Source organism: Acidisphaera sp. L21 (assembly GCF_009765685.1).
In the GTDB taxonomy this organism is placed as follows: Bacteria; Pseudomonadota; Alphaproteobacteria; order Acetobacterales; family Acetobacteraceae; genus LMUY01.
In genome coordinates, this window is the sequence record NZ_LMUY01000089.1 from 1,526 (window position 1) to 20,838 (window position 19,313).

A 19,313-nucleotide genomic window follows, 5' to 3' on the forward strand; every position below is an offset into this window, starting at 1 on the left:
TGCTGCCACTTACCGCGCGGGTCGGTGAAGCGCAGGTCCACATACTCGACCGAATGCTCCTGGATCATTTCCAGGACTTTCGACGCCTCGCTCGCCGCCACCGGCGTCGCTGCCTTCTTCGCCATACCGTCTGTTCTCCTAAAAGATGGCCGCAATGTGCGGCCGACTAGATTGCTTCGTTTCCGCGCTCGCCAGTGCGTATCCGCACGACTTCCTCAATATTGCTCACGAAGATCTTGCCATCGCCGATTCGCCCGGTTCGGGCTGCAACGACGATCGCCTCGACCGCCCGTTCCACAACGTCATCCTCGCAAACGACCTCGATCTTCACCTTCGGCAGGAAGTCCACGACGTATTCGGCGCCGCGATACAGTTCCGTGTGACCTTTCTGACGACCGAAACCCTTCGCTTCCACGACAGTGATGCCTTGAAGCCCGACCTCGTGCAGAGCGTCCTTCACTTCATCCAGCTTGAATGGCTTGATGACCGCCTCGATCTTCTTCACCTCGTCTCCCCCATATCTGAGGCCGCCGCAACCGGGGTGCGACGGCGGCGGAGGGTTGCATGCGCCGTGCCATGGGGCAATGCGCTAGGCGGGGGATTGGCCCGAAATGGCAGCTTTCGGTGCAGCAGATTGAATGCCCGGCCCTACAGCGCCATAATGCCTCGATGCGCCAGCGGAGGAACCGCCCAAAATGAAGCCTGCGAACGAGCTGCTATCCGGGATCGGCACCACGATTTTCACGGTGATGTCGGCCCTGGCAACTCAGCACGGCGCCATCAATTTGGGCCAGGGCTTTCCAGACAGTGACGGCCCCTTGGACGTGCTCGCCGCGGCCGCGGCCGCGCTGACCGACGGGCGCAATCAATACCCGCCTCTCACCGGCGTGACAGAACTGCGTCAGGCCGTTGCCGCGGCGAATGCTAGGTTCTATGGCCTGGATGTCGACCCGGCGACCGAGGTGGTCGTCACCTCCGGCGCGACCGAAGCCATCACTGCCAGCTTGATGGCGTTGTTGAACCCCGGCGACGAGGTCGTGCTGATCGAACCGCTATACGACACCTACCTCCCAATCGTGCGCATGTTGGGCGCCGTCCCCCGGCTCGTTCGGCTGGAGCCGCCGAAATGGGACTTGCCGCGCACCGAATTGGCCGCCGCTTTCGGCCCGAAGACCAAGGCCATCCTGCTGAACACCCCGATGAACCCCACCTCCAAGGTGTTCACCAATGCCGAGCTCGCCTTCATCGCCGATCTGCTGGTTAAGCACGATGCCTACGCAGTTTGCGACGAAGTCTACGAACACCTGACCTATGACGGCTGGCGCCACGTCCCGCTGATGACGCTGCCCGGCCTGCGGGATCGCTGCCTGCGAATCGGCAGCGCCGGCAAAACCTTCAGTCTCACTGGCTGGAAGGTGGGTTACATCACCGCACCGGCCCCGCTGGCCTTGCTGGCCGCCCGTGCGCACCAGAACCTCACCTTCACCACGCCCCCCAACCTGCAGCGGGCCGTGGCAGTCGGTCTGGCGAAGGATGACGCTTATTTCCAAGGCCTGGCGAGTGCGTTGGAGGCAAAGCGCGATCGGCTATCGGCCGGGCTGGCCGGGTTGGGCATGACGGTACTGCCCAGCCAGGGCAGCTATTTCGTGTCGGTCGACTACAGCCCGCTCGGCTTCGCCGGCGACGACGTGGCGTTCTGCCGCCATATCACCGAGCAGGCGCGCGTCACCGCGATCCCGCTAACTGCGTTCTACGACGCCTCGGGTGGTCCTGCGCCGTCACATTACGCCCGGTTCGCCTTCTGTAAGGCCGACGCGATCCTGGACGAGGCGGTGGCACGTTTGCGTCAACATTTTACCGCCCGCAGCGCCGCAAGGTTGACGGCAACCGGTTGACAGCGCTAAGTCCGCGGCCCTGGCGGCGGACGTAGCTCAGTTGGTAGAGCGCCGGTTTGTGGTACCGGTTGTCGCGGGTTCGATCCCCGTCGTTCGCCCCAGGCCGATATCCCCTATCGGGGATCGGCAATGATCCCAGCACTCATCCTTGCTGGTGGCGCGGCCCGCCGAATGGGCGGCATCGACAAGCCGATGCTGCTGCTGGCCGGGCAATCCCTTTTGGCTCATCTCATCGCTAGGCTGTCGCCTGACCATCCCCACCTCGCGATCAGCGCCAATGGTGACCCAGCCCGGTTCGCCTTGCCATACCCGATTCTGCCGGATCCCATCCAGGGGCAGGGCCCATTGGGCGGTGTGCTGGCTGGGTTGGAATGGGCAGCCGCACTAGGCGCTACTACGCTGCTGACGGTGCCCGGCGACACCCCTCTCATTCCCGTAGGCCTCGCAAGCCGCCTCGCGCCTGCCCCGGCAGCGGCCGAAAGCGGCGGTCAGCGCCATCACCTGGTGGCGCTCTGGCCTGTCGCTGCCGGGCCGCTCCTGCGCGCCTGGCTGCTCCACCCCGGCACCCGAAGCGTGCGCGCCTTTGCCGAGACCGTGCCGATGCGCTCTGTCTGGTTCCCCGGCGACCCCTTCGCCAACATCAATACGCCAGCCGATCTCGCAGCGCTCGAAGCCCGCGTGCAAGCTGGCACGTGACGTGCTTCTCTACGCCACCAAACTGCCGGAGAATTGGCTGATGAAGCGTTTGTGGGTCGCAATGGCCGTGTTTGCCGCCGGGCTGTCGACCGCCCATGCGGAGGATATCCTGATCGGAGCCATCTATCCACTCAGCGGCAACGCCTCCCAAATCGGCGTCGACGCCCAGGCGGCCGTCGGCGTGATGAGCGACATCATCAACACCGACCACGCAGCCATTCCCATGCTGCTGGGCAAGGGGGGCGGCCTGCCGCACATGCACGGTGCCCATATCAAGGTCATCTTCGCAGACCATCAGAACGACCCGCAAAAGGCCCGCGCCGAGGCTGAGCGCCTGATCACGCAGGAGCATGTCGTCGCCCTGATCGGCAGCTACACCAGCGCCACCGCCGCCACCATCAGCCAGGTCGCCGAGCGCTACGAAGTACCCTACATGGCGATGGACAACTCCTCCCCGTCGTTGAGCCAGCGCGGCTTGAAGTGGTTTTTCCGCACCAGCCCACATGATGAGATGTTCACCCAGGGCATGTTCGACTTCTACAAGGCCATTGGCGAAAAGACCGGCCACCCGGTGAAGACCGTGTCGTTGTTCTATGAGGACAGCATCTTCGGCAGCGACAGTTCCAACGTGCAGAAGAAGCTTGCCGCCGCCGCCGGAATCAAGGTTGTCGCCGATATCAAGTATCGCGCCAACTCCCCGTCTTTGTCCGCCGAGGCGCAGCGGTTGAAGTCGGCCGATGCGGACGTCGTGATGCCATCCTCCTACACCTCGGACGCGATCCTGCTGATGCGGTCGGATAACGAGATCGGCTATCACCCGACCATCATGGCGCAGTCGGCCGGATTCGCCGAAAACTCCTTCCTCACCTCGGTCGGCACCTTGGCCGATGGCGTGATGAGCCGCTCGTCCTTCGCGCTCGACGCCGTGAAGTCCCGCCCGGCGATCCCCGCCGTGAATGCGATGTTCCGGGCTCGGGCGAATAAGGACCTGAACGACAACACCTCCCGCCAGATCGTGGCCGTGCAAACCCTGGCCGACGCGATCGACCGCGCCGGGTCGTCCAAGCCGGAAGACATCCGTGCAGCACTGACCAAGACCGACATCCCGGGCGATCAGACCATCATGCCGTTGAAAGGTGTGAAGTTCGACAGTACCGGGCAGAACACGGAAGCGACGCCGGTGATCCAGCAAATCTCGGGCGGCGCCTACCACACGATCTACCCGTTCGACATTGCGGTGCAGGCGCCCGTCTGGAATGTCGGCAAGTAGGTGACGCTCGATACCGTTCTGCAGGTCGCACTCAGCGGCCTGCTGATGGGGTTGATCTACGCGCTAGTTGCCGCCGGGCTAAGCCTGATCTTCGGCTTGATGGACATTGTGAACTTTGCGCATGGCGAGTTGTTGATGCTCGCCATGTACGCCACGGTGTTGCTGAATGCCGCGACTGGGCTCGACCCGCTGCTGCAACTTCCCGTGGTCGCGGTCGGCATGTTCGTGCTGGGCGTACTGATCTATCGCTGTCTGATCGGTCGCGCCCTCGGCGTGCAGTTTAACCGCGGCATGGTGCAGATCTTCGTCACATTCGGTCTGGCCATCTTTATCCGCGGCGCTGCCCAGCTCGCCTTCGGTGGCGATTTCCGCAGCGTCAACGTGTCTTGGCTGGGCAATAAGACCGTGCATTTCGGCGGTGTTTACGTGCCGCTGCCACAATTGGCCGCCAGTCTGGTCTGTCTGGTGGCATTCGCCGCTTTGCTTGGCATCAGCCGCACCGAATTCGGCCGCGCGTTGGAGGCAACGCGAGAGGATCGTGATGCCGTGGCGCTGATCGGCATTGATCGCGATCGTATCTTCGCGCTCGGCTGGGGCCTCGGCGCTGCTGCCGTTGGCATCGCCGGCACCATGCTGGCGACATTCTATTATGTGTCGCCGACGGTCGGCGCCAACTTCGCCCTCATCGCCTACGTCACCGTGGCGCTCGGCGGGTTCGGCAGCATGACGGGCGCGCTTGTCGCCGGTGTGCTGATCGGTGAGGTCGAAGCCGTCACCGCCCAAGTGCTGGAGCCATCGCTCAAGCAGGTCGGCATGTTCGCGATCTACCTCGTCGTGCTGATGGTCCGTCCGCGTGGGTTGTTCGGAAAGATATGATGACCAACAGCATCCTTCGCCGCCGCCGCAACGAATTGGTTGCCGGCGTGCTCGTCCTCATCATCCTGGCCGTGTTGCCCCTGCCGATCCGCGACGTCTACACGCAGAACCTGATCATCCTCACCATCCTCTACGCCGGGCTGTCGCAGGCGTGGAACATCTTGGGTGGCTATTGCGGACAGATCTCACTCGGCCACGGCCTATATTTCGGCATTGGCGCCTACGTCTCCACCATGCTGTTTGTCAGCGCCGGCATTCCCCCCACGATCGGCATGTTTGCCGCCGGCATCGTGGGGGCTGTGGCGGCGTTGCTGGTGGGTTGGCCATGCTTCCGCCTCTCCGGCCACTACTACGCCATCGCGACGGTGGTGGTGGGGGAGATTGGATACCTGCTATTTCTGAACTGGGATTTCGTTGGCGCCGCAACCGGCTTGTATGTGCCGTTTCACGGCGAGAACTGGGCAGCCCTGCAATTTCGAACCTCGAAGCTACCGTTCCACTATGTCGTGCTCGCCTTCGCGGCACTCACCTGGATCGTTGCCTGGGTGATCGAGGGCTCGCGTTGGGGCTATTCGTGGCGGGCCGTCCGCGATGACGTCACGGCGGCGCGGTCGCTGGCGGTGCGGGTGTTCCCGTCCAAGATGGCTGCGGCGGCGATCAGTGGCTTCTTTACCGCGATCGGCGGCGCGATCTACGCGCAATATGTTGGCTATATCGACCCGGACAGCGTGCTTGCCTCTTCCTTCTCCGTGCTCATTGCGCTGCCAGCGGTGCTGGGTGGTGTCGGCACGCTATGGGGCCCACTGGTCGGCGCCATCGTGCTGATCCCGACCAGCGAACTGACCCGGTCCTATATGGGCGGTGCCGGCGGTATCGATCTGATGATCTATGGCGGTCTCATCGTCGTCATCGCCTTGGCCCGGCCCACCGGGCTCGTCAGCCTGCTGGGGATTCGCAAGCAAGTAGGTGGTGCCAATGCCGCCCCTACTTGAGGTCCAGAACGTCAGCAAATCCTTCGGCGGCGTGGCGGCCAATGTCGACATCAGCTTCGACGTCGCCGCCGGCGAGATACTGGGACTGATCGGGCCGAACGGCGCTGGGAAGACCAGCCTGTTCAACTCGATCTCCGGCGAGGTGTCACCTGACCGCGGGGAGATCCGGCTGGAGGGCAGGCGTATCTCCGGCACCGGCCCACTGGTCTGTGCCCGGGCCGGGATTGCCCGCACCTTCCAGGTCGTCCGCTCGTTCGACAGCATGACAGTCCGAGAAAACGTCATGGTTGGCGCATTCAGCCGCACCAATCGTGCGCGCGAGGCGATGGCCGAGGCGGAGCGCGTGCTCGACGTGGCAGGGCTGAGCGCTCGGGCCGACCATGCCGCGTATTCGCTGACCCCGCCGGAAAAACGCCGGCTGGAGATCGCGCGCGCGTTGGCCACCCGGCCGCGCATCCTGCTGCTGGACGAGATGCTGACCGGCCTGACCCCGACGGAGGCGCAATCCGGCGTGCAGCTAATCCGCGACGTACGTGACCAAGGTGTCACCGTGATCATGGTCGAGCACGTGATGGAGATTCTGCTGCCATTGATCGACCGCGCCGTAGTGCTGAATCTTGGCCGTGTACTCACCCAGGGCCTGCCGAAAGATCTAGTGCGCGACCCGGCGGTCATCCGAGCCTATTTGGGCGACAAGTATGCCGGGTGACGTGATCCTGCGTCTGGAGGACGTCTCCGCCGCCTATAAGGGCCTCAGGGCGCTGCAGGGCGTCTCGTTGGAGGTGGCGCGGGGCGAGATCGTAGCCGTGGTCGGCGCCAACGGGGCCGGCAAGAGCACCCTGCTGCGCGCGATTTCCGGGCAGGTGAGCACCGGCGGCGTCATCACCTTCGACGGCAAGTCGCTGGCCCGGGTGCCACCCCACCAGATCACTCGCATGGGCGTCGGCCTAGTGCCTGAAGGGCGGCGGTTGTTTCCGCGGCTGAGCGTGGAGGACAATCTGCGCCTGGGTGCCTATGCCCGCCGGGGCGAGGCCGACCGGTTCAAGCCGTTGGACACTGTATTCGCGCTGTTCCCCCGCCTCAAGGAGCGCCTCGCGCAACGAGCGGAGACGCTGTCTGGCGGGGAGCAGCAAATGCTGGCCATCGGCCGGGCGCTGATGACCCAGCCTCGCCTGCTAATGCTGGACGAGCCCAGTCAAGGCATCGCGCCCAAATTGGTCGACGACATTCTGGCCGCCGTAGCGCGCATTCGCACCGATCTGGGCGTGACGGTGCTGCTGGTGGAACAGCGCTTGGGCGAGGCTTTGGCGCTGGCCGACCGAGCCTATGTCCTCCAGACTGGACGCGTGGTTATGTCCGGAATGGCAGCTGATATTGCGGCAGATGATGGTGTCCGCCGGGCATATTTAGGTCTTTAGAGGGGATGATCGCATGAACCGCCTGAGCCGCCGCGGCCTCGCCGCAGCTTCCGCATTGCTGCCCGTCGCCGCGTTGATCGGCCAGGCCCACGCGCAGAGCAGCGGCACCGAGTCGGCGTTGGATCGTGTCCAACGCACCAAAACCCTGCGCATCTCCGCCCTGCCCGGCGCCGCCCCCTACTTCGCCAAGGATCTGGCCAGCGGGACCTGGAAGGGCGCCTGCGTCGAGATGGCGGCCGACATCGCCAAGGTCTTCGATGCCAAGGTCGAATATGTGGAGGGAACCTATGCCTCCTCCGTGCTGGACCTGCAGTCGAACAAGGTCGACCTTGCCTTCGCGCTGAACCCGACCCCAGCGCGGGCGCTGGCCATCAACTTCACCCATAGCTTCATCACCCATCCATTCGGCTGCATCGCCAAGGCCGGGTTCAGCCCGAAAACCTGGGACGATTTGAACAAGCCGGAGATCCGCATCGCCTGCGACGTCGGCTCCCTGCATGAGGTGGCGGCCCGGCGCTACTGCCCGAAGGCGCAGATCACCGCATTGAAGACCCCGGACGAGGCGACGCTGTTCTTCCAATCCGGCCGGGCCGACGCCTTCATCCTCGCGGCCATGCTGGGCCTGTCCGCCCTGGCGAAGAACCCGTCCATGGGCAGATACGAACTGCTCAGCGGGCCGGTGGTCGCTCTGCCAAGCAATTTTGGCGTGCGGCGAGAGGCGGATACTCGCTTCGTGGAAGTCATCAACGCCTGGATCGACTTCAATCGCGGCACTGGCCAGGTGCGTGAGTACCTCCTCGACGGGCTGGCGCTGAACGGGGTGACGCGGGACATGCTGCCCGCCGGATTGACGTTCTGACCACGCTGGCCTGATGGGCTATCAATGGGGTTTCGGCTTTCTGCTGCGTTACACCCACCTCTTCGTCGTAGGGGTGGAGGTGACGCTCGCCTATACGGTCGGCACGGTGCTGCTGGGCCTGCTACTGGGCCTTCTGATCGGGCTTGGCCGCTTGTCGAAGTCGCGTCTGGTCAATCTGCCGCTGATTGCATTGATCGAGGTGTTTCGCTGCACGCCATTATTGGTGCAGATCATCTGGTTCTACTATGCGCTGCCAATCATCCTAAATATTCAGATCCCAGCCGTCGTCGCCGCCACGCTGGTACTGTCGTTCTACACTGCAGCCTTCTATGCCGAGATCTTCCGCGGCGGCATCGCCTCGATCGAGCGTGGGCAGTGGGACGCCGCCCGGGCTGTGGGGCTGCGGCCCTGGCATGTCATGCGCCTCGTAGTGTTGCCGCAGGCGATCCGGCGGATGGTGCCGCCGTTTCTAAACCAGTCGATCATCCAGTTGAAGAACACGTCGCTAGTGTCGACGATTGCAGTACCCGATTTACTGTATCAGGGTACCTTGATCACGGGTGATACGTTCCGGCCGCTGGAAGTTTATACGGCGGTTGCGGTCATCTACTTCGTCCTGCTGTTTCCGCTCACCCGATTAGTACAGTGGTACGAAGGTAGGCTGCAGCGCGGCCATTGAGGTTAGCGAGCCAAGCAATGCGCGGCACTGTTGCAGCGTTTGGCGATTAACGAGACTTTCATTTAGCGCATCTATACCGATGGCATGCGCCCGCTTCTCAAAATACTGTCCGTCATCGCTTGCCTGACCGGCATCGACGCGCCTGTTTCCGCGCAACTGTTCGAAAGTGGTCGCTTGCTGGCAACAACCGGCGTGAATCAGTTGGAGGGCGCAGGCGGCGGAGGCCTGGTGCCGTGGGCGCTGATCACCGGCTATGGCACGCGCGACGCTATCGGCGGCAATGTTCATGGCACTTACGTCTGGCTGCCGAACTTCACCCTTGGCAGTGCCGGTGCGGCGATCGGCTTGTATGACCGGGTCGAGTTGTCGTACGCGCACGAAACGTTCGACACCCGGACAACCGGGGGCAAGCTGGGCCTGGGGAATGGGTATGCCTTCAACGAGGATGTCGTCGGCTTAAAGCTGCGCGTGTTCGGCAACGTCGTCTACGATCAGGATAGCTGGATGCCGCAAGTCGCGGTTGGCGCGCAGTTCAAATCGACTGATAATCATGCGATACTGCATGCCATCGGAGCCAAATCCTCCAAGGGCGTGGATATGTACCTGGCCGCGACCAAGCTGTTCCTGGAGGAAAGCCTGCTGCTGGATGCGACGGTGCGGCTGACCAAGGCGAACCAGTTTGGCCTTCTTGGCTTTGGTGGCGACCGCAATGGCGGTTACAGTTTTGAGTTCGAAGGCTCGGCAGCCTATCTCATCAGCCGGCAAATTGCCATCGGTGCTGAGGTGCGAACCAAGCCCGACAATCTCAGTTTTGCGAAAGAGGGAACGGCTGTCGACGTGTTCGCGGCATATTTCCTCACCAAAAATCTTTCAACCACGGTCGCCTATGTCGGCCTTGGCGATATTGCCCGGCAGAAGGGGCAGAACGGCGTTTACGTATCTCTGCAAGCCGGTTTCTAGGCCAGAAAGGCACATTGGATGGCTCATTGGATCATTGCGTTTCCAGCTATAGCGTTCTTGCTGGTGGCGGCACCCGAGGCAAAGGCGACCCTCTATGACGATATGGGCGGCAAGGAAGGGATCGATCGCCTGGTCGATAACTCGATCAAATCGTTTCTCGCAGACCCGCGGATTGGCAAGACCTTCGACGACACCAACATGGTGCGATTTCGTACGATGCTGACGGCACAATTCTGCCACATCGCCGACGGCCCTTGCAAATATAATGGGCACAGCATGGCAGTCGCGCATCGCGGCCTGGCGCTGCGACAGGTTGATTTCAACGCCCTGGCCGAGGATCTGCAATCCGCAATGGACGTGTCTGGCATTCCCTTCCGGACGCAAAACCGGCTGCTTGCCTTGTTGGCCCCCATGCAGCGTGATGTGGTGACGAAATGAGCCGCCGGCTGGCTTTTGCGAGCCTGACTCTCACATCACTGGCGCTTGGAGCCCCATGGCTGCACGCTGGTGCTGCCAACCTCGTTACGATAATTCAGTCGCACCGCGCCTTCAGCGTGACCGACCTACACCTTAAGCGAGGGGACTCTGTGCGATTCACCAATGACGACCTGTTCAATCATCAGGTCTACGTTAAGTCCCCGGCCTTCTCCTTCGACAGTGCTGAGCAGGCACCGGGTGAGGCGGTCAGTGTTGCTTTCCCGGTTGCCGGCACCTTCGACGTCCTGTGCGGCATGCACCCACGGATGCATCTGGCCGTCATTGTAGAATAATAGCGACGCGTCGGAGACCCCCCCCTTCCGGAAGAGTCTGGTGCCGATACGGTTTAAAATACTTTTGGGCTGCCTTGCGCTGACCCTTATGACGGTGGGTCTGGGATTATACAGCCGGTCGGCTGAACAACAACTCGGTGCGCTAAGCGTTCGGCTGTATGACGATGCGTTTCTGGCGATGAGTTATTTACGCTCGGCCCAGAACGACCTACTGCTCGCCGCCGCATTCCAGGACGACAAGGCCGAGGAGCGCCTGCACGACGCCGTAGCCGATATCACGGTGGCTGAGGACCGGGCCATGTCCCCATCCGGCAAGAAGGCTGCTGCCGGACTGCATAAGTCGCTGGTCGAAATATCAATGCTACACGGCCAGGCGCGCATCGACGCTATTGCCGGGGCAGAGGAAGATTTTGACACGGCGGTCGAGATCTATGGCTCCGATGGGTTTCATTTACGCCGGGTCGTGGGTGATGTGCTGGTCGATACCGATCGCCACACCTGGATCGCGCTTGGCGTGTCCGTACTGGCCGCGCTGGTCATCACGATCCTGCTGGGCCGCGCCATCCTGCCGCAGGTGCGCCAGGCGGTTCGGATCGCGCAGGCCATTGCCGGCGGAAACCTAGCCAACACCATGACGCCCCGCGGCCGCAGCGAAACCGCGGATCTTCTGCGGGCGCTGGGCATCATGCAGGCCGCCATCTCTGCCAGCTTGGAGGAGAACAAACTGTTGCTGAAGCGACAGGCGGAGGCGCATGCGGCTGAGGATCGCCACCAGGCGCAGATCGACGCCTTCGTGCAGCGTTTCGGTCGCAGCATCGCTGGCGTCTTTCGCATTGTCTCCGATTCCTCCGTGGGAATGATGCGCAAAGCCGACGGCTTGCTGACCGATGCCGACGCGCTGCTGCACAGCGAGCGGGAAATGAACCAGGAGATCGAGCAGGTCGTTGCCCGGATCGCCGAGGCCAGCACGGCATCCAAGGCATTGAGTGAGGCCATTGTCGGTATTCGGGAACAGGCGGCCCAGTCCGAGCAGCGGGCGAAAGCCGCGCTGGAGGAGACTCAGGCAGCGAATGTCCAGATGTATACGCTGGACAATGTTGCCCACGAGATCGCCATCGTCGCCAGTCTCATCGGATCCGTGGCGAGTGAGACCAAAATGCTGGCCTTGAACGCCACGATCGAGGCCGCGCGGGCTGGCCCGGCGGGCGCCGGCTTTGCCGTGGTTGCCAACGAAATCCGCCTGTTAGCGCAGCGTAGCGCGCAGGAGGCGAAGATGGTGCAGCGACGAATCGCCAGCATCGTGTCGACAACGGCCGCCACGCGCGCCTCGATCACCGCAATCGATCTATCGGCGCAGGACGTTCATCGCCTCAGCGCCTCCATCGCCGGCGCGGTCGCGCTGCAGGAAGAGGCATCGACCAGCATGTGGTGCAGCATCTGGGAAATTTCGGTCAACGCCACGAATGTCGAGCGCAGCCTGGCCGCGATTGGCGGTGTCACGCGTAAGGGCGCCGAAAACCTACGGGCGATCGGTGATGCGGCAGGAAGGCTGTCGCATCACGGCACGGATCTGAACGGCGAGGTATCTGCCTTTCTCCAATTCGTCAGGACCATCAAGCAGGGCGAGTTCAACAAGGCGCCGGTCTGCTTCGCCGCCCAGATTGAGATCGGGGGGGTCTTGCGGGTCGGCCAGGTGGTGTTCACCTCGGACGTCACAGCGACCTTCGCCCCCGTTTTCGAAGCCAATGCGGGCACGTCGGCCACTTTGCACCTGGCTGCTGGGCGGCACAGTCTTGCCGTGCGGATCACTGAGTCGGACAAGGAAGCCGTACAACTGCAACCCTCGCTTGGTGCGGAGGCGCGGCAGGATCTGCGAAACCTTCTGCTGGAGCTGAACGACGTTGCCGCGGTCGAAACCCCGCAGCTAGCCGCCGCCTAGGCCACTTTAGCGGTGGACACAGCGAAGGTGCGGGCTAGACCGTCCGCCAGGGCAATCGGGATTATGCCGAGCTGCCGGTTCATCGGCTCGATGCCCCAGCTTTTGTCCTCCAGAAGTCGCTGCACCTCCGCCCGGCGGATCGTCGGGATGCCGGGGACAACTCGGGTCAGAGGTGCGGCAAACCGCAGCAGCCCGGCGGATAGTGGCACGATGCGCGGTGGTGGCAACCCGGCGGCTCGTGCCACGGCCCGAACGAAATCGGCATAGGTCAACCGGTCCCCCCCCGCCAGCACCAGCGTCTCTGGCCGGTGCCAGATTGTGTCGATCGCGGCACGGAGGGAGCGGGTGACATCTCCTTGATAGATCGGTCGCACGAAAGCCTGACCGCCACCCGGTAAGGGCACGAGGGGCATGCGTGCGAGCAACCGGGCGAGACGTTGCACATTATCCTCGCCTTCGGCGCCATAGATCATCGTGGGGTGCAGCATCACCCCAACGCGTGAGGAACCACGAAACGCCGCTTCACCCGCCAGCACACCCAATCCATGCGCATCGGGCCAGCGGGTGAACTTGCGGGTGCTGCCCAGGAAGACGAAATGCCCCACATCACTTGGTGCGGCGTCCAAAATATCTGCCGCGTGGCGCGCGTGGGCGCAAGACACGACGACCTGCGCCTCCTTCAATGCCTTACGAAGAGTGCGCGGGCTGCGCAAATCAGCCAACCTGGGGCTGGCCGGAAGGCCAGTGGCCTGCCATTTCGCGGCGTTGCGCACGACAGGCACATATTGCACGCCATCCGCCGCCAGCGACCGGCAGAGCGCGACACCGGACCGGCCGGTTGCACCAATGATATGAACGTTCATGGGCTTCATCATAAAGGCCAGATCTAGGGGGAAAACCCTACGGTATTCAAATACCACCGCCATAATCGCTTGACTCTATAAGCCTGTACGTCAATACAGAGCGCCCAGATGCTAACGGAATTTTGCTGATGAAGACGACCCTTTCGTTGAAGCCTGCGGAGGTCACTAAGAACTGGACGCTCATCGATGCGGACGGTCTGGTGCTCGGGCGGCTTGCATCGATCATTGCCCAGCGGCTGCGTGGCAAGCACAAGCCGCAATTTACCCCGCATGTCGATTGCGGCGACCATATCGTGGTCGTGAATGCCGAGAAGGTTCGCGTGACCGGTAAGAAGGCCGACCAGTCGGTGTTCTACTATCACACCGGCTTTCCTGGTGGGATCAAAGGCCGTACGGTTCGTGCCCTGTTGACCGGCCGCCACCCCGAGCGTGTTATCGAAAAGGCCGTCGAGCGGATGATCACCCGCGGACCGCTGCAGCGCGCGCAGATGAAGCATTTGTATGTCTACGCCGGCCCTGACCACAAACAGGAAGGCCAGCAGCCACAGAAGCTGGACGTAGCCGCGCTCAACCGCAAGAACACGAGGGTCTGATGTCCGATACAACCGAGACCCGGACGGGCACGCTCGCCGACCTGAAGGACTTCGCCGTCGCTGGCGCAGTGCCAACCTCCGAGGCCGTTGCCACACTGGTCGAACCGAAGCGCGATGCGCAGGGCCGTTCCTACGCAACGGGTCGCCGCAAGAACGCGATCGCCCGCGTATGGATCAAGCCCGGCAAGGGTGAGATCAAGGTCAACGGCAAGACTGTGACCACCTATTTCGCACGCCCGGTGCTGCGGATGCTTATCACGCAGCCGTTTCTCATTTCCGACCGCTACAATCAGTTCGACGTGTTCTGCACGGTGAACGGTGGCGGCTTGTCCGGACAGGCGGGTGCGCTGCGCCACGGCATCAGCCGCGCGCTGACGTATTATGAGCCAGGCTTGCGCGGCATCCTGAAGCTTGCCGGCTTCTTGACTCGTGACAGCCGCGTGGTGGAACGCAAGAAGTACGGCAAGGCGAAGGCTCGCCGGTCTTACCAGTTCTCCAAGCGCTAATCGACCACAGCGGGGTCTGTCCTCATGGGCAGGCCTCGCCGATTGTCAGACCGATTTTGCTGCCATCAAGACAGCCATTCCGCCGTATCTCTTGCACCGACTGGGCAACGCCCCCACCATCGGGTTAGGAGGTATGTGCATGACCTACACCGTATTCATCGATGGCGAGGCGGGCACCACTGGACTTGGCATCCGTGATCGCCTGCGCGATGTTTCCGGAGTGTCGGTGCGATCCATTGACCCAGCTCGGCGCAAGGATCCGTCAGCGCGCCAGGACATGATGGCCGCGGTGGATTTGGCAATCTTGTGCCTGCACGACGAGGCCGCATGCGAGTCCGCTGCCCTCGCCACCGCCCTCGGTGCCAAAGCCCCGAAATTGCTGGACGCCAGCACGGCTCATCGGATTGACCCCGATTGGGTCTATGGCGTCCCGGAATTGGAAGCCGGGCAAGCGGATCGCATTGCTAGCGCGACGCGGGTGGCCAACCCTGGCTGCTATCCGACCGGAGCCATTACTCTGCTTAGGCCACTTGTCGCCGCCGGGATCTTGCCAGCCGACTACCCTGTCTGCGTGAACGCCATCAGCGGCTATTCCGGTGGTGGCCGCACAATGATCGAAGCGCACGAAGAAAGCGGCGGCCCGGCGTTCGAAATGTATGCGTTGGGACTGGAGCACAAGCATGTTCCGGAACTTCAGCGCTACGCCATGCTGACCCGGCGGCCGATTTTTGTTCCGTCCGTGGGGCATTTCCGCCAGGGTATGCTCGTCTCAGTGCCGCTGCATCTCGACACACTGCTGGGCAATCCGTCCGCCCAAGATCTCGCTGAGACGCTGTCTGCTTACTACGCCCATGCCAAATTTATCCGCGTAATTCCAGCAGAGGTCGGCGGCAAGCTGGAGCCGGAGGTGCTGAACGACACCAATGAGATGGAACTGCATATCTACGCCAATCCAGCCCATGGCCAGGTCGTGCTGGTGGCGCGGTTGGACAATCTAGGGAAGGGCGCCTCGGGTGCCGCGGTCCAGAACATGCGTCTGATGCTTGGCCTGGATGTCGTGGAGGAGGTCGAGCTTGCCAGCTGATGGCCCGCTTTGGGCGTTAGATGGTGTCGCGCCGCAGGTCGCGGATGATGTCTGGGTTGCACCAACCGCGGCGGTAATCGGAAATGTCGTGCTGCGCGCTGGGGTAGGGATTTGGTGGCATTGTGTGCTGCGGGGTGACACCAACCACATCCATGTCGGCGACGGCACAAACATCCAGGACGGCACCATCGTTCACGTGAACGCCGGTAGTTTCCCGACTCTGATTGGGCGTAACGTGACCATCGGCCATGCCTGCATCATTCATGCTTGCACGCTGGAGGACCGTGCCTTCGTCGGCATGGGCGCCACCGTGCTGGATGGCGCGACCATCCAGGAGGGCGGTATGCTTGCGGCAGGTGGGTTGCTGACGCCGGGCAAGGTCATCGGGCGGACCGAGTTATGGGCTGGCAGCCCGGCACGCTTGGTGCGCGTCATGGCCCCCGCAGAGCGAGCCAAATGGGACCAAACCGCGGTCCATTACACTGAACTTGGACGGCGCTTTCGCTCGGGATTGACCCCGGTCCGTTGAGCGCCGCCGCCCAGGAGGCCTCATGCACTTCGCAATGATTCCCGTCTCGCTCGCCGCCTTTGTTGCGGCGTGCGGGCCATTATCTGCGCCGCCGGACACTGCGAGCTTGCCACCGGGCGTCTTCGGCCCATCGGATCAGGATGTGCCAGCAACACAATACGCCGAAAATGCCTTCGCCGACGCCGCGCGCACCTACGGCAATCCAATGATCGCGGCTCAGGCTGTTCTGGCGATGGATTATATTGCAGGCCAACTGAACACGAGCCCACGCTGGGCAAACATTCCCGCCGATACGAAGGTTGAGTTGCTGAACGGCCGTGCAGAGACCCGGGCGGCGGTTGGAATTGCGCCAAATGCACCCTCGCAACTCGTGATCGACAGTCTGGTTGCCGCTCGAAACGACTTGGCAGTTGGCAACAAGGACGCTGCAATTGCGGCGCTGACCAACTCGGCTTTCCCGGCTGGGGGAGCCCGAACCATCGAGCTGTTATCTAATCTGCCGTATATCCAATTGGCCAATCTATCGACGCTTCACGCCTCCACCGCGCTCGACAACCAGGAAGTCAAACCAGACGCGTTTGCCGAATAGGACCGGATTACAGCGCAACAGCGCCTCCTACAAACTGGTCTGGCCACTTACGCTCCACCACCGGCCCGTCATCGCGATACGCGTAGCAGGTGTTCAGCAGCGCTGGTTTTCCCGCGCTGCTGCTGCTCTTACGCCTTGCCAACACGGGATATAGCGTCTGGAACGCCACGGTCGCCATGGGCTGCAACAGCTCCCGTAGGTGAGTGCAGCCGTGCACCCCGCCGACCCGCTCCGCTGCGGCGCGTAGGAAGCCGCGGCCGATCGTGAGGCCTACCAGGCTCGAGTAGTTGGGGGCGATCTCCGGGCAGATTCGATATGGACTGTAATCTGTCGCGGCCTCAAATCCGACAATCACCATTTCCTCATCAACAGTCATTCGCATCGACATGCCGTGCAATGGTTCGCCAGGATGCACCCATTCTCGGTCGTCGGTAGAAAAGCCCTCGCTTTTCGTGTCCGTCAGTCGCGCTTCAATGTCGAACAGCCCGTCATCCCTGCTGTAGCCGGTGAGCTCGATCCGGCGGGTATGGGCGAGTTCCCGTCTAGGTACAGGTGGGCTCAAGGGCACAGTGTTTCTCCATCATACCGCGGTGCAGCAATATATGGCCGGCCAGGCTGCCGGTGGTAGCCCTCTCAGAGCAGGCGAGCCAAGCGCACTGCTGTATGACCCCGGCTGGGGCGTAAACTGGGCATCACCAACATACAATCGTCGTGCGGCGTCCGGATCTCCGTGTTCCCATCGAGGGCGATCAGCGTGTTGCGCGCGGGGATGACTTGACCGCCCCGAAAATTGCGCACGAACGCGAAGCCGGTGGTGGCTGCCGTCACAGCCAGCGTTACTTCCGCAATCTGGATTTCACTGCGTGGGGTTTCTCCGGCCTCTAGCTCAATCTGTCGAAGCAGCGCCCCTAGGCAGGCCCGTGCGCAGATCACCGTCTCCTGCTCCCAATGTTGCCCAGCCTCCACCAGTACCGCGGCAGCCGGGCCAGGTCCGGTGAAACGGGCATAGTCGATGAGGCGTGGACCGCTGACATGGCCGTGATCGGCAATCACCAGCGGGGGAATGCCGATCAACCGGCCGAGGGCCCGCCCCTTTGCCGTGGGACCGCTGAGGATTAACGGGTCGGACGGCCATAGCATCGAATGGATATCCAGCAGCATGTCCATCTGATCGATCAACGGACGCATCGCGCGGGCACGGTCCAACTCGCTGGACCGCCGCAGGCCATTGAGGATCACCGGATCCCAAAGCCTATTTAGATCCTCGTCGACGAAACGGGATGCGGTGGGCTGCGCCGGGTCGAATCGAGCGAAGGCGGCGAGGTTGGCGAAACCCACTGTCAGCTTGCCGATGCGCGGCACAAATTTGCTCCGCAGCAGCTGCTCCAGGACGATCGCGCCAGCCAATTCATTGCCGTGCATCAGCCCCGTGATGCCGACATGCGGGCCAGGCTTGCCGGACGCGAGAGTGGTGAAGCCGGGGACGCCAGTATTGCCGGCCGTCCACGCGGAAATGTCGGGGGCGGATACCTCCACTGGGAAATGCGGCAGCATTCCTGCGGCGGCCGCCTCGGTCATGCGGCCTGCTGGATCGCCAGGCGAGCGAGAAAGGCGTCGCAGGCATCCAATTCGCTGGCAAGGATCCACTCATCGGGCGTGTGCGCCTGGGCGATGTCACCAGGGCCGCATACGATAGAGGGAATTCCGGCATCCTGATACAGCCCGGCCTCGGTGCCGTAGCTCACATAGCCGGTGCTGTTGGAGCCGGTGAGTTGCCGCACCAAACTAGCCAGTTCATGGTCGGGGTCGAGCGAAAGCCCGGGCAGCCAGTCCGCGACGGTGATGGTGAAACCGGTCGAGGGGTCCACCGCATGCATCCGCGGTTCAATTGCCGTGGCCACGTGTTTCCGTAACCGGCCGAGCGCCGCTTGCACGTCGTCGCCCGGCACCACCCGCCACTCCATCCGAAATTTCGCCAGTTCCGGGATGATGTTGAGGATTGTGCCGCCGGATAACATGCCAACGTGCACGGTCGTGTAGGGCGGGTCGAACCCAGGCACGAACGGGCCTTCCACGCCAAATCGGCGCTGTTCCGCGGCGATCCAGGCAACGGCCTCGGCCGCTGCGTGCACTGCATTCACCCCACGCGAGGGTACGGACGAATGTCCCGCGAGCCCACGGACTTTGACGTCGACGGCGATGCGGCCTTTATGACCGAGAATTGGCTGCATGCTAGTTGGTTCGCCCACGATGCACAGCGCGGGTGACTGGCCGGACTCGGCCAAGTCGACGATCAACCGCCGCGCGCCGGCACAGTCGACTTCCTCGTCGTAAGAGATAAATAGGTGGATCGGCCGCCGCAGCTTTGCCGACTGGAACCGCGGTACTGCGGCCAGACAGCATGCGACGAACCCCTTCATATCTGCGGCACCGCGCCCCACGAGCCGGCCATTTTCCGCGCGAAGCTGAAATGGATCGCTACTCCAAGCCTGCCCATCAATCGGGACGGTGTCGACATGTCCGGACAACGCGATCCCGCCTGGCCCCGGCGTCCCAATGATGACATGCAGGTTCGCCCGTTCCCCGCTTGCATCGTGGCTGAGGCGATAAGGCACGCCGAGTCCATCCAAATACTCCCGCATCCAGCCAATCAGCGGCAGGTTGGAGTTTCTGGAGGTCGTGTCGAACGACACCAACCGGCTCAAGATTTCGGTGCTGGTCATTTGAGTGTCGCTGGACATGGCGATCATCCTATACGGGTCGCGCCCGGCGGCAACCGGGGCAGGAAGGATCGT

Annotated in this window: 24 protein-coding genes and 1 tRNA gene; 19 read left to right on the top strand and 6 right to left on the bottom strand. The window is 62.7% G+C overall.

Going from position 1 to position 19,313, the window contains the following annotated elements:
- Positions 1-125 (bottom strand): glutamine synthetase (locus GSQ76_RS31945; protein ID WP_254070487.1); only part of this gene is annotated, 125 nt, incomplete at its 3' end.
- A gap of 41 nt (positions 126-166) precedes the next feature.
- The gene (locus GSQ76_RS18115; RefSeq protein WP_158745547.1) at positions 167-505 is read right to left on the bottom strand and encodes a P-II family nitrogen regulator; all 339 of its coding nucleotides are present in this window, start codon (positions 503-505) and stop codon (positions 167-169) included.
- Between the two features lie 190 nt (positions 506-695).
- Here GSQ76_RS18115 and GSQ76_RS18120 point away from each other — a divergent pair, with 190 nt between their 5' ends.
- From GSQ76_RS18120 to GSQ76_RS18185, 14 genes are all read left to right on the top strand, one after another.
- Positions 696-1,895: an aminotransferase gene (locus GSQ76_RS18120; protein ID WP_158745548.1), complete on the top strand. Its 1,200-nt coding sequence runs from the start codon at positions 696-698 to the stop codon at positions 1,893-1,895.
- Between the two features lie 25 nt (positions 1,896-1,920).
- Positions 1,921-1,996: transfer RNA gene (locus GSQ76_RS18125), tRNA-His, on the top strand.
- A 28-nt stretch (positions 1,997-2,024) separates the two neighbouring features.
- On the top strand, positions 2,025-2,591 hold the full coding sequence (gene mobA / locus GSQ76_RS18130) for a molybdenum cofactor guanylyltransferase (protein WP_158745549.1): 567 nt from the start codon (positions 2,025-2,027) through the stop codon (positions 2,589-2,591).
- 1 nt (position 2,592) lies between these two features.
- Complete coding sequence (locus GSQ76_RS18135) at positions 2,593-3,861, top strand: ABC transporter substrate-binding protein (protein WP_254070482.1); 1,269 nt, start codon at positions 2,593-2,595, stop codon at positions 3,859-3,861.
- Entirely contained in the window at positions 3,862-4,737 is an 876-nt protein-coding gene (locus tag GSQ76_RS18140; protein ID WP_158745550.1) for a branched-chain amino acid ABC transporter permease, read from the top strand.
- Entirely contained in the window at positions 4,737-5,729 is a 993-nt protein-coding gene (locus GSQ76_RS18145; RefSeq protein ID WP_158745551.1) for a branched-chain amino acid ABC transporter permease, read from the top strand. Before GSQ76_RS18140 ends, GSQ76_RS18145 begins: the two co-directional genes overlap by 1 nt.
- The gene (locus GSQ76_RS18150; RefSeq protein ID WP_158745552.1) at positions 5,713-6,438 is read left to right on the top strand and encodes an ABC transporter ATP-binding protein; all 726 of its coding nucleotides are present in this window, start codon (positions 5,713-5,715) and stop codon (positions 6,436-6,438) included. Before GSQ76_RS18145 ends, GSQ76_RS18150 begins: the two co-directional genes overlap by 17 nt.
- A complete protein-coding gene (locus tag GSQ76_RS18155) occupies positions 6,428-7,147 on the top strand; it encodes an ABC transporter ATP-binding protein (RefSeq protein ID WP_254070483.1) in 720 nt (239 codons plus the stop codon). The genes GSQ76_RS18150 and GSQ76_RS18155 overlap by 11 nt, the downstream gene beginning before the upstream one ends.
- A gap of 13 nt (positions 7,148-7,160) precedes the next feature.
- The gene (locus GSQ76_RS18160; protein WP_158745553.1) at positions 7,161-8,006 is read left to right on the top strand and encodes a transporter substrate-binding domain-containing protein; all 846 of its coding nucleotides are present in this window, start codon (positions 7,161-7,163) and stop codon (positions 8,004-8,006) included.
- Between the two features lie 13 nt (positions 8,007-8,019).
- The gene (locus GSQ76_RS18165; RefSeq protein ID WP_158745554.1) at positions 8,020-8,685 is read left to right on the top strand and encodes an amino acid ABC transporter permease; all 666 of its coding nucleotides are present in this window, start codon (positions 8,020-8,022) and stop codon (positions 8,683-8,685) included.
- Positions 8,686-8,769: 84 nt separating this feature from the next.
- On the top strand, positions 8,770-9,645 hold the full coding sequence (locus tag GSQ76_RS18170) for a DUF3034 family protein (protein WP_158745555.1): 876 nt from the start codon (positions 8,770-8,772) through the stop codon (positions 9,643-9,645).
- Positions 9,646-9,663: 18 nt separating this feature from the next.
- Positions 9,664-10,083, top strand: a complete 420-nt coding sequence (locus GSQ76_RS18175) for a group 1 truncated hemoglobin (protein WP_158745556.1) — start codon at positions 9,664-9,666, stop codon at positions 10,081-10,083.
- On the top strand, positions 10,080-10,415 hold the full coding sequence (locus GSQ76_RS18180; RefSeq protein ID WP_158745557.1) for a hypothetical protein: 336 nt from the start codon (positions 10,080-10,082) through the stop codon (positions 10,413-10,415). Before GSQ76_RS18175 ends, GSQ76_RS18180 begins: the two co-directional genes overlap by 4 nt.
- Before the next feature lie 40 nt (positions 10,416-10,455).
- The gene (locus GSQ76_RS18185; protein ID WP_158745558.1) at positions 10,456-12,354 is read left to right on the top strand and encodes a methyl-accepting chemotaxis protein; all 1,899 of its coding nucleotides are present in this window, start codon (positions 10,456-10,458) and stop codon (positions 12,352-12,354) included.
- Here GSQ76_RS18185 and GSQ76_RS18190 read toward each other — a convergent pair.
- The gene (locus tag GSQ76_RS18190) at positions 12,351-13,217 is read right to left on the bottom strand and encodes an SDR family oxidoreductase (RefSeq protein ID WP_408836867.1); all 867 of its coding nucleotides are present in this window, start codon (positions 13,215-13,217) and stop codon (positions 12,351-12,353) included. The genes GSQ76_RS18185 and GSQ76_RS18190 overlap by 4 nt on opposite strands.
- A 128-nt stretch (positions 13,218-13,345) precedes the next feature.
- On the opposite strand from GSQ76_RS18190, the gene rplM reads away from it, so the two are divergent.
- The 5 genes from rplM to GSQ76_RS18215 all read left to right on the top strand — a co-directional run bounded on the left by rplM (position 13,346) and on the right by GSQ76_RS18215 (position 16,518).
- Positions 13,346-13,810 (top strand): 50S ribosomal protein L13, encoded by a 465-nt coding sequence (rplM, locus tag GSQ76_RS18195; protein WP_158745560.1) that lies wholly within the window; start codon positions 13,346-13,348, stop codon positions 13,808-13,810.
- Positions 13,810-14,316, top strand: coding sequence for a 30S ribosomal protein S9 (gene rpsI / locus GSQ76_RS18200; protein ID WP_158745561.1), 507 nt, complete (start codon positions 13,810-13,812; stop codon positions 14,314-14,316). The genes rplM and rpsI overlap by 1 nt, the downstream gene beginning before the upstream one ends.
- Positions 14,317-14,455: 139 nt before the next feature.
- Entirely contained in the window at positions 14,456-15,400 is a 945-nt protein-coding gene (gene argC, locus GSQ76_RS18205; RefSeq protein ID WP_216851133.1) for an N-acetyl-gamma-glutamyl-phosphate reductase, read from the top strand.
- Positions 15,390-15,929 (top strand): gamma carbonic anhydrase family protein, encoded by a 540-nt coding sequence (locus GSQ76_RS18210; protein ID WP_254070484.1) that lies wholly within the window; start codon positions 15,390-15,392, stop codon positions 15,927-15,929. The genes argC and GSQ76_RS18210 overlap by 11 nt, the downstream gene beginning before the upstream one ends.
- A 22-nt stretch (positions 15,930-15,951) precedes the next feature.
- Positions 15,952-16,518 carry a hypothetical protein gene (locus tag GSQ76_RS18215; RefSeq protein ID WP_158745563.1) on the top strand — a complete coding sequence of 189 codons (567 nt, stop codon included), beginning with the start codon at positions 15,952-15,954 and terminating at the stop codon, positions 16,516-16,518.
- A 7-nt stretch (positions 16,519-16,525) separates the two neighbouring features.
- Here GSQ76_RS18215 and GSQ76_RS18220 read toward each other — a convergent pair whose 3' ends face one another.
- The 3 genes from GSQ76_RS18220 to argE all read right to left on the bottom strand — a co-directional run bounded on the left by GSQ76_RS18220 (position 16,526) and on the right by argE (position 19,211).
- A complete protein-coding gene (locus tag GSQ76_RS18220) occupies positions 16,526-17,086 on the bottom strand; it encodes a DUF2889 domain-containing protein (RefSeq protein WP_158745564.1) in 561 nt (186 codons plus the stop codon).
- 65 nt (positions 17,087-17,151) lie between these two features.
- Positions 17,152-18,096 carry a succinylglutamate desuccinylase/aspartoacylase family protein gene (locus GSQ76_RS18225; protein ID WP_158745565.1) on the bottom strand — a complete coding sequence of 315 codons (945 nt, stop codon included), beginning with the start codon at positions 18,094-18,096 and terminating at the stop codon, positions 17,152-17,154.
- Positions 18,093-19,211, bottom strand: a complete 1,119-nt coding sequence (gene argE, locus GSQ76_RS18230; RefSeq protein WP_254070489.1) for an acetylornithine deacetylase — start codon at positions 19,209-19,211, stop codon at positions 18,093-18,095. The genes GSQ76_RS18225 and argE overlap by 4 nt, the downstream gene beginning before the upstream one ends.
- Between the last annotated feature and the right edge of the window lie 102 nt (positions 19,212-19,313).

What these genes read in the sequence shown, in the direction of transcription:
- GSQ76_RS18120 (WP_158745548.1), top strand. Translation starts at nt 696, where the DNA reads ATGAAGCCTGCGAACGAGCTGCTATCCGGGATCGGCACCACGATTTTC.
- mobA (WP_158745549.1), top strand. Translation starts at nt 2,025, where the DNA reads ATGATCCCAGCACTCATCCTTGCTGGTGGCGCGGCCCGCCGAATGGGC.
- GSQ76_RS18145 (WP_158745551.1), top strand. Translation starts at nt 4,737, where the DNA reads ATGACCAACAGCATCCTTCGCCGCCGCCGCAACGAATTGGTTGCCGGC.
- GSQ76_RS18150 (WP_158745552.1), top strand. Translation starts at nt 5,713, where the DNA reads ATGCCGCCCCTACTTGAGGTCCAGAACGTCAGCAAATCCTTCGGCGGC.
- GSQ76_RS18155 (WP_254070483.1), top strand. Translation starts at nt 6,428, where the DNA reads ATGCCGGGTGACGTGATCCTGCGTCTGGAGGACGTCTCCGCCGCCTAT.
- GSQ76_RS18160 (WP_158745553.1), top strand. Translation starts at nt 7,161, where the DNA reads ATGAACCGCCTGAGCCGCCGCGGCCTCGCCGCAGCTTCCGCATTGCTG.
- GSQ76_RS18165 (WP_158745554.1), top strand. Translation starts at nt 8,020, where the DNA reads ATGGGCTATCAATGGGGTTTCGGCTTTCTGCTGCGTTACACCCACCTC.
- GSQ76_RS18170 (WP_158745555.1), top strand. Translation starts at nt 8,770, where the DNA reads ATGCGCCCGCTTCTCAAAATACTGTCCGTCATCGCTTGCCTGACCGGC.
- GSQ76_RS18175 (WP_158745556.1), top strand. Translation starts at nt 9,664, where the DNA reads ATGGCTCATTGGATCATTGCGTTTCCAGCTATAGCGTTCTTGCTGGTG.
- GSQ76_RS18180 (WP_158745557.1), top strand. Translation starts at nt 10,080, where the DNA reads ATGAGCCGCCGGCTGGCTTTTGCGAGCCTGACTCTCACATCACTGGCG.
- GSQ76_RS18190 (WP_408836867.1), bottom strand. Translation starts at nt 13,217, where the DNA reads ATGAACGTTCATATCATTGGTGCAACCGGCCGGTCCGGTGTCGCGCTC.
- rplM (WP_158745560.1), top strand. Translation starts at nt 13,346, where the DNA reads ATGAAGACGACCCTTTCGTTGAAGCCTGCGGAGGTCACTAAGAACTGG.
- rpsI (WP_158745561.1), top strand. Translation starts at nt 13,810, where the DNA reads ATGTCCGATACAACCGAGACCCGGACGGGCACGCTCGCCGACCTGAAG.
- argC (WP_216851133.1), top strand. Translation starts at nt 14,456, where the DNA reads ATGACCTACACCGTATTCATCGATGGCGAGGCGGGCACCACTGGACTT.
- GSQ76_RS18215 (WP_158745563.1), top strand. Translation starts at nt 15,952, where the DNA reads ATGCACTTCGCAATGATTCCCGTCTCGCTCGCCGCCTTTGTTGCGGCG.
- GSQ76_RS18225 (WP_158745565.1), bottom strand. Translation starts at nt 18,096, where the DNA reads ATGACCGAGGCGGCCGCCGCAGGAATGCTGCCGCATTTCCCAGTGGAG.